The organism is Streptomyces roseoviridis, assembly GCF_039535235.1.
Taxonomy (GTDB): domain Bacteria; phylum Actinomycetota; class Actinomycetes; order Streptomycetales; family Streptomycetaceae; genus Streptomyces; species Streptomyces roseoviridis.
On record NZ_BAAAWU010000001.1, the window covers coordinates 5,376,063 to 5,387,148 of the forward strand.

Genomic DNA, 11,086 nt, shown 5'->3' on the forward strand with positions numbered 1-11,086 from the left:
CCCAGGAGATGGGCAAGGCGTACGTCGTCGGTGTGGGCATGACCCGGTTCGAGAAGCCGGAGACCCGGGACTGGCAGTACTGGGACATGGCGAAGGAGGCCGGCGCGGCCGCCCTGGCCGACGCGGGCGTCCCGTACGAGCGCGTCGAGCAGGTGCCCGTCGGCTACTGCTTCCAGCCCTCCACGGCCGGGCAGCGCGCCGCGTACGAACTCGGCCTGACCGGCGTGCCCGTCTACAACGTCAACAACAACTGCGCGACGGCGTCGACCGCGCTGATGATGGCCCGGCAGTTCGTGGAGGGCGGGATCGCGGACTGCGTCCTCGCGCTCGGCTTCGAGAAGATGACGAGGGGCGCCCTGGGCGCCGGAGCCGGAGCCGGCGACTTCGCGACGTCCCCGGTCGCCCGGCACTACGGGGTCATGGCCGCCGGGCACGGCTTCGTGGCATCCCCGCCCACCGCCCAGATCTTCGGCAACGCGGCCCGCGAGCACATGGACCGGTACGGGACGACCGAGACGCAGCTCGCGGCGGTCGCCGCCAAGAACCACCGGCACTCGTCCCGCAACCCCCGCGCCCAGTTCCAGGACGTGTACACGGTCGAGGAGATCCTCGCCGCCAAGACCGTCCACCGGCCGCTCACCAGGCTCCAGTGCTCACCGACCTCGGACGGCGCGGCGGCGGCGGTCGTCGCCTCCGAGCGCTTCGTGACGGAACACGGCCTCGCCGGGAGAGCCGTGGAGATCGTCGCGCAGGCGATGACCACGGACACCGAGGAGTCCTTCGCCTCCGGCTCCTGCATCGACGTCGTCGGCCGTCCCCTGTCGAGGGCGGCGGCCCGGCAGGTGTACGAGGCGTCCGGGCTCGGCATCGAGGACGTGGACGTCGTCGAACTGCACGACTGCTTCTCGGTCAACGAGCTGCTGACCTACGAGGCCCTCGGCATGTGCGAGGAGGGCGCCTCCGGCAAGCTCGTGGAGTCGGGCGCGACGACCTACGGCGGACGGTGGGTCGTCAACCCCTCGGGCGGCCTCATCTCCAAGGGCCACCCCCTGGGCGCCACCGGTCTCGGACAGGCCGCGGAACTGGTGTGGCAGCTGCGGGGCGAGGCGGGCGGACGGCAGGTGACGGGGGCACGGGTGGGCCTCGCGCACAACATCGGGCTGGGCGGAGCGGCGGTGGTGACGATGCTGCGGCGCGGGGCGTAGGGGCGCCGGACCGAGGCGGGGTGAGGGGGGCCGGACGCCGGTCGGGGGCCTGGGGGCCGGTGCGGGCGGTTGCGTGGTCCACGCCGGGGGCCGGGCGCCGGTCGTAGGGCGCGCGGCCGATGTACGGGGCGGGACCGTTCTGCGACCATGACCCGCATGCCGCAGACACGTACCGCGAAGGACTCCGCCACCGACCCCTCCATATCCCCGCCCGCCCGCCTCTGGCTGGTGGTCCTCGTCGCCTGCGCGGGCCAGTTCCTCGTCGTGCTCGACGTGTCCGTCGTCAACGTGGCGCTGCCGTCGATGCGGACGGCCCTCGGGCTCACCGCGCCGGGCCTCCAGTGGGTGGTGAGCGTGTACTCGATCGCGTTCGCCGGCTTCATGCTGCTCGGCGGGCGGGCGGCGGACCTGTTCGGCCGCAAGCGCATGTTCATGGCGGGACTCGCGCTCTTCACGCTGGCGTCGGTGGCGGGCGGGCTCGCCACCGAGGGCTGGCAGCTGCTCGCCGCCCGCGCCGTGCAGGGCCTCGGCGCGGCCGTCCTGTCGCCGTCCACGCTGACCCTCGTGACCGCCACCGTGCCCGCCGGACCCGCCCGCACCCGGGCCGTCGGCACCTGGACCGCGGTCGGTGCGGCGGGCGGAGCGGCGGGCGGCTTCGTCGGCGGCGTCCTCGTCGAACTGCTCTCCTGGCGCTGGGTCCTGCTCATCAACGTGCCCATCGGCGCCCTCGTCCTGCTCGGCGCCTTCTGCTGGCTCGACGAGAGCCGTGCCGGCGGCGGGCGCCGCCTTGACCTGCCGGGCGCCGTCCTCGTCACGGCGGGCCTGGCGACCCTCGCGTACGGCATCGTGCAGACGGAACAGTCCGGCTGGACGTCGGCGGCCACCGTGCTGCCCCTGGCGGCGGGCGTCCTCCTGCTCGTGGTCTTCGTGCTCGTCGAACGGCGGGCGGCGGAACCGCTGATGCCGCTGCGGATCTTCCGTACGCGCGCGGTGTCGGCCGCCAACGTGACGATGTTCCTCTGCGGCTCGTCCTCGTTCGGCATGTGGTTCTTCATGACGCTCTACGCCCAGAACGTCCTCGGTTACCCGCCGCTCCAGGCCGGTCTCGCGCTCGTGCCGAGCTCCGCCGCCGTCATCGCCGGCTCCAAACTGGCCCCGCGCCTGATGCCGCTGATCGGCCCCCGCACCTCCGCCGTCCTCGGCGCCCTCGTCGCGGCGACCGGCTTCGCCTGGCAGTCCACCATGACCGCCGACGGCGGCTTCCTGACGACGATCCTGGGCCCCGGCATCCTCATGATGTTCGGCATCGGCGTCGCCTCCACCCCCCTCGCCATCCTCGCCACCACCGGCGCCCCCGCCTCCGAGGCCGGCCTGGCCTCCGGCCTCATCAACACCTCCCGCACCATGGGCGGCGCCCTCGGCCTCGCCACCCTCTCCACCGTCGCCGCCTCCGTGACCGCCGGCGCCACCACCCCGGAGGCCCTGACCTCGGGCTACGCGGCGGCGTTCCGGCTGGCGGCGTGCGTGCTCGTGGGGACGGCGGTGGTGATGGCGCTGTGGCTGCCCAAGCCGAAGCCGCAGCCGCAGCCGTGACAACACGGGCCGGCGCCGCCCGGCGCCGGCCGTGAGCCGTGGCGTCACCGCCTAGGGAGCCTGCGGGTGGGCCCGTGCGGCGGTGCCGGCGGGACCGCTGCCGGCACCGTCACCGGTCCTGGCACCGTCACCGTCACCGGTCCTGGCACCGTCACCGGTCCCGGTCTCCAGGGCGGTGGAGGCCGCGAGGGCCGGGTCGATGACCGTCTCGCCGCGCAGGGCCCGGCGGATCGCCTCGGCCAGCTCCTCGACCGGCCCGTCCTTCACGAGGAGGCCCGCCGCGCCGGCCTCCATCGCCCGGCGCAGCCGTCCCGGCCCGCCGAACGTCGTCAGGACCAGCACCCGGCAGTCGGGCACCTCCTCCCGCAGGTCCGCCGCCGCGTCCAGACCCGAACGCCCCGGCAGTTCGACGTCCAGGAGCGCCACTTCCGGCCGCGCCACCAGTGCCGCGTCCACGACCTCGTCCCCGCGCCCCACCTGCGCGACGACCTCCATGTCCGGCTCCATGCCGAGCAGCAGCGCGAGCCCGCCGCGCCGCATGCCCGGATCCTCGGCGAGCAGGACTCTGGTGCGCCTGAGCGGACGGTGGTCCCGCGGCATCTCGTTCACGAGGAACAGCGTAGATCCGCAGGGCCGTTGGGGCGCGTCGGGACGGCCGACCGTTCGTGCGGGCGTGCGATAGGTTGCCTGCCATGACTGGACCCGGACCCGGACCCGGACCCGCCGCCTGGCCGCCCGCCCCGATCGTGACCGACCGGCTCGTGCTCCGTGAGTCGGAGGCCCGCGACCGGGCGGCGTTCCTCGACTTGTTCGCCTCGCCGGAGGTGGGCACCTACATCGGTGGCGCCCGGCCGCGCGACGAGCTCGACCGGGCGATGCCCGAGGTGCCCGGCCGGCGGCCCGGCCTGTTCGTGATCGAGGCCGACGGTTCGATGATCGGCACGGTCACGCTCGACCGGCGCGCCCCCGAGCGCCGCGGCCACGTCCGGCCGGAAGGCGGGGAGACCGAGCTCGGCTACCTGCTGCTTCCCGACGCGTGGGGCCGCGGGTACGCCGCCGAGGCGTGCGCGGCGGCACTCGACTGGGTCGCCGGCGCCCGGCCCGGCGAGCCGGTGGTGCTCTCCACCCAGACCGCGAACGGCCGCGCGATGCGTCTCGCCGCGAAGCTGGGGTTCACCGAGGTGGAGCGGTTCGAGGAGTACGGCGCCGAGCAGTGGTTCGGGGTGTGGTCCCCGGCCCTGCCGACCGTCTGAGCGGTGCGGGCGGGCTGTCCGCGTCACGCCCCGGACAGCGAACGCCCTCGTCGGTACGGAGGTGCCTCGTGCGGATCCGAAGCGCCTGCGGTGCCGACCGTTCGGGGACCGCGACCGCCCCGGTCCAGCGGTCGGCGTGTGCGGCGCGGGTCCTAGTGGTGCCAGGCCCGGCCGCCCGTGTTGTGGATGAAGCGCTGCAGGACCTTGAGCGTGGTCAGGTACTCCTCGTCGGAGATGCCCGCGTGCCGCTCGGCCCACAGCTCGTCCTGGAGGGCCGCGGCCTTCTCGAAGAAGGACCGGCCCTCGGGGGTGAGGCTCAGGCGGCCCCCGTGGTCCTCGGTGATCCAGCCGCGGGCGACCGTGGTGTCGATCTCCTCCTCCATGGTCCCCGCGCCCGTGGCGAGGTAGCCGCGCAGCAGGCGGGAGACCTCGTCCCGGGTCCGGGGCGACTCGGCGCGGGCGACCTGTGCGAGGACCCACCACTGGGGCTGTGTGGTGCCGATCCCCGCGAGGGCGGCGCGGGTGCGGCCGACGACGGCGTCGTAGGCGGCCCAGCTCCAGTAGCCGATCGGCTGCCTGATCAGTTCGGCGTCGTCGTGCGAGTACTGCATGGCCGGATCCTCCGTCGTCGCGCGGAACGGTGCGTGTGATGCGTACGACCGTAGGAACTCAACCGGACTTGAGGTCAAGGAGAACCCGGGCCCCGGCGCCCGGCGCCCGGTCCGCGACCATCTGACATACCGTCAGGAGCAATCGTCAGGAGGGTTCCCAACCCCCCGGCCCTCGGCTATACATGGGATCACCGAACTGGAACGCGTTCTAGGTTCGTTCGGTCCCGCACGGCCTCGGCGCGGTCGACGGTGCGGACGGCCGCGCCGAGGTCTTCACCTGCCACGAGGAGCCGCAACGCGATGCCCATTGACGCCGCCAAGGCCGTCGCCGCCGAACCCCGCAGCGCCGAGATCACCTGGGACCACAAGGACGTCCAGCTCTACCACCTCGGCCTCGGCGCCGGCGTCCCCGCGACCGACCCCGACGAGCTGCGCTACACCCTCGAGTCCCGGCTCCACGTCCTGCCCAGCTTCGCCACCGTCGCCGGCGCCGGCATGGGCGTCGTCGGCGGACTCTCCGCTCCCGGCATCGACATCGACCTCGCCGCCGTCCTGCACGGCGGCCAGTCCATCACCCTGCACCGCCCGCTGCCCGTCGCCGGCAAGGCCGTCTCGACCTCCCGCGTCGCCGCCGTCTACGACAAGGGCAAGGCCGCCGTCCTCGTGCTCCGCTCCGAGGCCGCCGACGCCGACGGGCCGCTGTGGACCAGCGACGCCCAGATCTTCGTCCGCGGCGAGGGCGGCTGGGGCGGCGACCGCGGCCCCTCCGAGCGCCTGGCGCCACCCGCCCGGGAGCCCGACGCCACCGTCGAGCGGCCCGTCCGCGAGGACCAGGCCCTCCTCTACCGCCTCTCCGGTGACTGGAACCCGCTCCACGCCGACCCCGAGTTCGCCGGGCTCGCGGGCTTCGACCGGCCGATCCTGCACGGCCTCTGCTCGTACGGCATGACGCTGAAGGCGGTCGTCGACACCCTTCTCGGCGGCGACGTCACCCGTGTCCGCTCGTACCGCACGCGCTTCGCCGGGGTCGTCTTCCCGGGCGAGACGCTGCGGATCCGGATGTGGGCCGACGGAGGCCGCACGCAGGTGACGGTCACCGCCGTCGAACGGGACGACGCCCCCGTACTCGCCGACACCGTCGTCGAAACCGTCGTCGACCACTCCTGACACCCCCGAGGGGAGCCGCACCATGCGCGCAGCCGTACTGCACGAGATCGGCCAGGACAAGCTCGAAGTCCTCGACGACGTCGAGGCGGTGGGCTTTGGCCCGGGCAAGGTCAGGATCCGCGTCCGGGCCACCGGACTGTGCCACTCCGACGTCTCCGCCATGAGCGGCGTCCTCCCGCAGCCCGCGCCCTTCGTCCCCGGGCACGAGGGCGCCGGCGAGATCGTCGACGTCGGCGACGGCGTCACCGGGCTGAGCGCCGGACAGCGGGTGCTGCTGTGCTGGCTGCCCGCCTGCGGCAGCTGCCCCGCCTGCAGGCGCGGCCAGACCCAGCTCTGCCTGGCCGGGTTCATGAACGCCGGCACCCCCAACTTCAAGCGCCCCGGCGGTGACGTCTTCGGCTTCGCCGGCACCGGCACCTTCACCGAGGAGGTCGTCGTCGACGCCGGGTGCGCGGTCCCCCTCCCCGACGACGTGCCCTTCGACATCGCCGCGCTCATCGGCTGCGGCGTGACGACCGGACTCGGCGCGGCCATCAACACCGCGAAGGTCGAGGCCGGTTCGTCGGTCGCCGTCATCGGCTGCGGCGGCGTCGGCGTCTCCGCGATCCAGGGTGCCAGGCTCCAGGGCGCCGCCCAGATCGTCGCCGTCGACCCCGTCGAGTCCCGGCGCGAGGCCGCCCTCCGCTTCGGCGCGACGGAGGCCGTCGCCCCCGACGCCCTCGCCGACGCCAGGCAGCGCGTCACCGGCGGCGAGGGCTTCGACTACGTCTTCGAGGTCGTCGGCAAGTCCGCCACCGCGCGGACCGCCTACGAGACCACCCGGCGCGGCGGCACCCTCTGCGTCGTCGGCGCCGGCGCCCTCGACGACTTCCTCCAGCTCAGCATGTTCGAGCTGTTCTTCGACGAGAAGCGGATCCTGCCCTCGATGTACGGGGGCGGGGACGTGCTCCGCTCGTACGAACGGGCCATCGCGCTCTGGCGGGCCGGCCGCATCGACCTGGAATCCCTGATCACCCACCGGGTCCCGCTCACGGGGATCAACGAGGCGCTGGAGCAGATGCGGACGGGCGCGGCACTGCGCACCTGCATCGAGATCTGAGACCCGCCGCCACCGGGGCGCCTTCGAGACCGGATACGACGAGACCGCGCGAGACCGGGCCCGAAGAGGCCGGGCCCGACGAGGCCGGATCCGGCAAGGCAGGCTCCCCTATCCCGTCGAACTCTGAGAGGACCGACCCATGTCACTCCCTCTTGAGGGACTGAGCGCGATCGTCACCGGTGCCGGGCGCGGGCTCGGCCGGGCCGAGGCCGTCGAGCTGGCCCGGCTGGGCGCCGCCGTCGTCGTCAACGACTACGGGCAGCCGGGCCGGGACGGCTCCGGCGCGGCCTCCGCCGCCCCCGCCGAGGAGGTCGCGGCGGAGATCCGCGCGGCCGGCGGCCGGGCGGTGGCCCACCTCGGCGACGTCGCCGACTTCGAGACCGCGCGCGGCCTCGTCGACCTGGCGGTGACCGAGTTCGGCAAGCTGGACGTCCTGGTCAACAACGCGGGCATCCTGCGCGACCGGATGGTCTTCTCCATGAGCGAGGAGGAGTGGGACTCGGTGATCCGGGTCCACCTCAAGGGCCACTTCAACACCACCCGTTTCGCCGCGGCGCACTGGCGGGGCCGGGCCAAGGCGGGGGAGAGCGGTGTCTACGGCCGGATCGTCAACACCTCCTCCGAGGCGTTCCTGGCGGGTTCGGCCGGACAGCCCAACTACGCGGCGGCGAAGGGCGGGATCGTCGGTCTCACCACCTCCACGGCGCTCGCCCTCGCCAAGTACGGGGTCACCGCGAACGCCATCTGTCCGCGCGCCCGCACCCGGATGACCGAGGACGTGTTCGCGGGCTTCGCCGAGCCGGCGGCGCCGGACGAGCTCGACCCGCTGTCGCCCGACCACGTGGCGCCGCTCGTCGGCTACCTGGCCTCTCCGGCGGCGGCCGGGGTCAACGGGCAACTGCTCGTGGTCCACGGCGGCATGGTGGCGATCGTGGACCGCCCCAAGGTGGTCGCCACGTTCGACACGGCCGAGGACGTCTTCACGCACGAGGAACTGGACGGCCTGCTCACCCCGTACTACGCGGCCCGACCGGCCGGGGAGACGTTCGCGGCGGCGGAGGTCCTCGCCCTGAAGAAGGGCTGAAGCGGGCCGACGGGAAAACGGACGGCCCCCGGGTGTCCCCGGGGGCCGTCCGCCGCTCACTGGGAGTCGGCCTCGCGACGGTGGCGGCCGTGCGGCGAGGACGTGGAGTCCTCCGCCGGTGCGGCCGGGCCCCGGTGCTTGCCGGAGCCGGTCGACTCCTGTGCCTCCGTGTTGCTCATGGTGGAACTCACCCCGTAGAAATCGCTCTTGCTGTGCGGCCCGGAGTCTAGCCAGCGGGTTTGCGGTCGGTCAGAGGAGCCTGCTGCAAAGGCACCGGGCGGCAGATCCGAGGTGTCCCGGCGGCCGGCGCCGGACCCCGTTCCGGAGGTGCTTCCGGCTCCGGTACGGGGAGGTCGGCCGGTTCCTCCAGGGTGGCGAGCCCGCAGGGCGTGCCCGCCGTCGCGTACGGCAGCCGCAGGGCGCCGTCGGCCGTCCACAGGCCGGCTCCGGCCAGCCAGCCGGCCGGAGCGGCCCGTTGGCGCATCCGGCGCGCGGAGGGCCGCCACGTCCCCACCCAGCTGCCCGCCGCCGCGTCGATCCGCAGCGCCACGCCGCAGTGCTCCGGCATGAGGACCTGTCCCGGCTGCACCGCGAAGGGTGTCACCGCGGCGTCGTCGAGCCGCAGGCACTCCGGGAACCGCACCGGCAGCAGGCTCCCGAGCACGCCCCAGCCGAGCCGGTCGTGCCCGGGGGACGGCGCGTCGGAGCGGATGATCAGCAGACCGCTGTCCGGGTCCGCGAGCAGCAGCCGGTCGTGGCTCTCCTCCGTGATCTGGAGCAGGGGGGTGGTCTCCCCGCCGCGCTCCAGGTCCACCGCCACGGCCTTCACCGGGCCGTCGCCGAGCCGCCGGTCGAGGGCCAGCATCCGTCCCGTACGGTCCAGCCAGACACCGCCCGAGCAGCGGCCCCTCACCTCGGCCACCTGCTCGGGGCCGAAGGCCCCGCCGGCCACCAGCCACAGCGTGGTGGTGTCCTCGCCGACCCCCATCGCGTAGGCGCAGATGCCGTCCGGCGACGGGGGCAGGAGCACCAGCTCGCCGGAGGGGGGCGCCTCGACGGCGCCGAGGAGCAGTTCACCGGTCTCCGGGCCGGTCGGGTAGAGCAGCGAGAACGTGTACCGGCGTCCGTCCACCCGGCGGCCGATCAGCACCCGTCCGTCCGCGAGCGGCAGCAGCAGCGCGCCGGGCTCCTCGGGCTGCGAGAGGGGGAGCGGTACGGCGTACGGCTCGGGGCCGTCCAACGTCCACCGCTCCACGTACAGCGCGTCGCCCGATCCGGCGAGCCGCGCCGCGTAGGCGCCGTTCGCCGCGATCGTGAACCCCGTGGGCCAGACCGCGTCCCCACCTTCCGCGGCGGTCTCGATGGCACAGGCTGTCATCGACTCGTCACCTCCGGCCACGAAGCTAGTTTTCGCACTTCCAGCCGAACAACACGAGCCCTCCCACTTCACCCCAAAGGGTGGCGGTCCGGCGGTTCGGCTGAGCGGAGGGGGCAGGTTGTGCTCGCGTGACCAGGGGTGGATAAGGTAAGGCCACCCTAAGTGGAAGCTGTGCGTCCGCTGACGGGTCGTCGAACGGCCGATCCACCGGACCGTGCGGTGGCGTCCCACCGGCGCCGCCCGCCGTGTCCCGGTCCGTGCCGTCCGGCCGTAACCGCCCGCTCCCTCGTACGCGTACAGGAGACCCACGATGTCCCTCCGCCGCCGCGGCACCGCTGCCGCCGCCCTCAGCCTCGCCGCCGCGCTCGCCCTCGCGGCCTGCGGAGGCGGTGACGGCTCCTCGGACGCCAGCAAGCAGGACGACGGCGGGAAGAAGAAGGACGTCGCCACCGGCGGAAAGGACTTCGGGGACGCCGCCGCCAAGACCGCCGCCATGGGCACGGACGCCAAGCCCGGCCAGTTCCCGCGCACCCTGAAGCACGCCCTCGGCACGACCGAGATCCCGGCCGCGCCCAAGCGGGTCGTCGTCCTCGACGTCGGCGAGCTCGACAACGTCGTCTCCCTCGGCATCAAGCCCGTCGGTTACGCCCCCTCCGAGGGCGACGACGGCATCCCCGGCTACCTGAAGAAGGACGCCGGCAGCCCGAAGTCCGTCGGCACCATCAACAACCTCAACCTGGAGGCGATCGCCAACCTCCAGCCCGACCTCATCCTGGGCAGCCAGCTGCGCGCCGCCGACAAGTACGACGAGCTGTCGAAGATCGCGCCCACCGTGTTCTCCATCCGCCCGGGCTTCACCTGGAAGGAGAACTACCTCCTCAATGCCGCCGCCCTCGACAGGACCGCCGACGCGAAGTCGAAGCTGGCCGCGTACGAGACCAAGGCCAGGCAGCTCGGCACGGACATCGGCCCGAACAAGCCGACCGTCTCGATGGTCCGCTACCTGCCGGGCAAGATCCGCCTCTACGCGAAGGCGTCCTTCATCGGCACCATCCTCGAGGACGCCGGACTGCCGCGCCCGAAGAACCAGCAGATCAACGAGCTGGCCGCGGAGATCAGCCCGGAGAAGATCGACCAGGCCGACGCCGACTGGATCTTCACGGGCGTGTACGGCGACCCCAAGGCCACCAAGCGGGACACCGCCCAGGCCAACCCGCTCTGGAAGAACCTCAAGGCCGTCAAGGCCGGCCAGGCCAAGGACGTCCCGGACGAGACCTGGTACCTGGGCCTGGGCGTCACGGCGGCGAACAGCGTCCTCGACGACCTGCGCGCCGACCTGGTGAAGAAGTAGGACGACGCGGGGGGCGCCCGGACCGGGGGCGCACCAGGCCGGGGCGCCCCCGCTGGTCCGGGCCCGTGCCGACCGGCCGTGGGCGTACCCCGGACCGGGCCTCCCCGCCGAGCTGGGCCTCCCCGCCGGACCCGGCCTCCCCGCCCAGCTGGGTCTCCCCGCCGGACCCGGCCTCCCCGCCCAGCTGGGCCTCCCCGCCGGACCGGGCCTCCGGGCCTCCCCGTCGGCCCGGGCCTCCGCCGGCCGGAGCCGCCCACCGGGCGGGAGCCGCCACCGGGCCGCGCCGCTCACCGAGGCCGTGTTGCCCACCGGGCCGTGCCGCCACCGGGCGGGAGCCGCCACCGG

Annotated in this window: 10 protein-coding genes and 1 pseudogene; 7 read left to right on the forward strand and 4 right to left on the reverse strand. The window is 73.9% G+C overall.

The genetic code is table 11. From position 1 onward, the window contains the following. The first annotated feature begins 8 nt into the window (after nt 1-8). Together ABD954_RS24295 and ABD954_RS24300 are read left to right on the forward strand one after the other, a co-directional pair. Nucleotides 9-1,205 carry a thiolase C-terminal domain-containing protein gene (locus ABD954_RS24295; protein WP_345488819.1) on the forward strand — a complete coding sequence of 399 codons (1,197 nt, stop codon included), beginning with the start codon at nt 9-11 and terminating at the stop codon, nt 1,203-1,205. Nucleotides 1,206-1,352: 147 nt separating this feature from the next. Next, entirely contained in the window at nt 1,353-2,798 is a 1,446-nt protein-coding gene (locus ABD954_RS24300) for an MFS transporter (protein ID WP_345488821.1), read from the forward strand. 176 nt (nt 2,799-2,974) lie between these two features. On the opposite strand, the pseudogene ABD954_RS24305 reads toward ABD954_RS24300, so the two are convergent. Next, a pseudogene (locus ABD954_RS24305) lies at nt 2,975-3,398 on the reverse strand (response regulator); the annotation flags it as partial. Between the two features lie 92 nt (nt 3,399-3,490). Between ABD954_RS24305 and ABD954_RS24310 the strand changes: the two are divergent. Beyond that, a complete protein-coding gene (locus ABD954_RS24310) occupies nt 3,491-4,051 on the forward strand; it encodes a GNAT family N-acetyltransferase (protein ID WP_345488823.1) in 561 nt (186 codons plus the stop codon). Nucleotides 4,052-4,203: 152 nt separating this feature from the next. On the opposite strand, the gene ABD954_RS24315 is transcribed toward ABD954_RS24310, so the two are convergent. Further along, on the reverse strand, nt 4,204-4,662 hold the full coding sequence (locus ABD954_RS24315) for a MarR family winged helix-turn-helix transcriptional regulator (protein WP_345488825.1): 459 nt from the start codon (nt 4,660-4,662) through the stop codon (nt 4,204-4,206). A 300-nt stretch (nt 4,663-4,962) separates the two neighbouring features. Between ABD954_RS24315 and ABD954_RS24320 the strand changes: the two genes are divergently transcribed. The 3 genes from ABD954_RS24320 to ABD954_RS24330 all read left to right on the forward strand — a co-directional run bounded on the left by ABD954_RS24320 (nt 4,963) and on the right by ABD954_RS24330 (nt 8,012). Next, nucleotides 4,963-5,829 (forward strand): MaoC/PaaZ C-terminal domain-containing protein, encoded by an 867-nt coding sequence (locus ABD954_RS24320; protein WP_345488827.1) that lies wholly within the window; start codon nt 4,963-4,965, stop codon nt 5,827-5,829. Between the two features lie 22 nt (nt 5,830-5,851). Further along, nucleotides 5,852-6,928 (forward strand): Zn-dependent alcohol dehydrogenase, encoded by a 1,077-nt coding sequence (locus ABD954_RS24325; protein WP_345488829.1) that lies wholly within the window; start codon nt 5,852-5,854, stop codon nt 6,926-6,928. A 139-nt stretch (nt 6,929-7,067) separates the two neighbouring features. After that, nucleotides 7,068-8,012 carry a 3-oxoacyl-ACP reductase gene (locus ABD954_RS24330; RefSeq protein WP_345488831.1) on the forward strand — a complete coding sequence of 315 codons (945 nt, stop codon included), beginning with the start codon at nt 7,068-7,070 and terminating at the stop codon, nt 8,010-8,012. Between the two features lie 56 nt (nt 8,013-8,068). Here the strand turns inward: ABD954_RS24330 and ABD954_RS24335 are convergent, their stop codons facing one another. Both ABD954_RS24335 and ABD954_RS24340 read right to left on the reverse strand, forming a co-directional pair. Beyond that, nucleotides 8,069-8,191, reverse strand: coding sequence for a hypothetical protein (locus ABD954_RS24335; RefSeq protein ID WP_345488833.1), 123 nt, complete (start codon nt 8,189-8,191; stop codon nt 8,069-8,071). 47 nt (nt 8,192-8,238) lie between these two features. Continuing rightward, nucleotides 8,239-9,390: a hypothetical protein gene (locus ABD954_RS24340; protein ID WP_345488835.1), complete on the reverse strand. Its 1,152-nt coding sequence runs from the start codon at nt 9,388-9,390 to the stop codon at nt 8,239-8,241. 310 nt (nt 9,391-9,700) lie between these two features. Here ABD954_RS24340 and ABD954_RS24345 point away from each other — a divergent pair, with 310 nt between their 5' ends. Beyond that, on the forward strand, nt 9,701-10,741 hold the full coding sequence (locus ABD954_RS24345; protein WP_345488837.1) for an ABC transporter substrate-binding protein: 1,041 nt from the start codon (nt 9,701-9,703) through the stop codon (nt 10,739-10,741). The last annotated feature ends 345 nt before the right edge of the window (nt 10,742-11,086 follow it).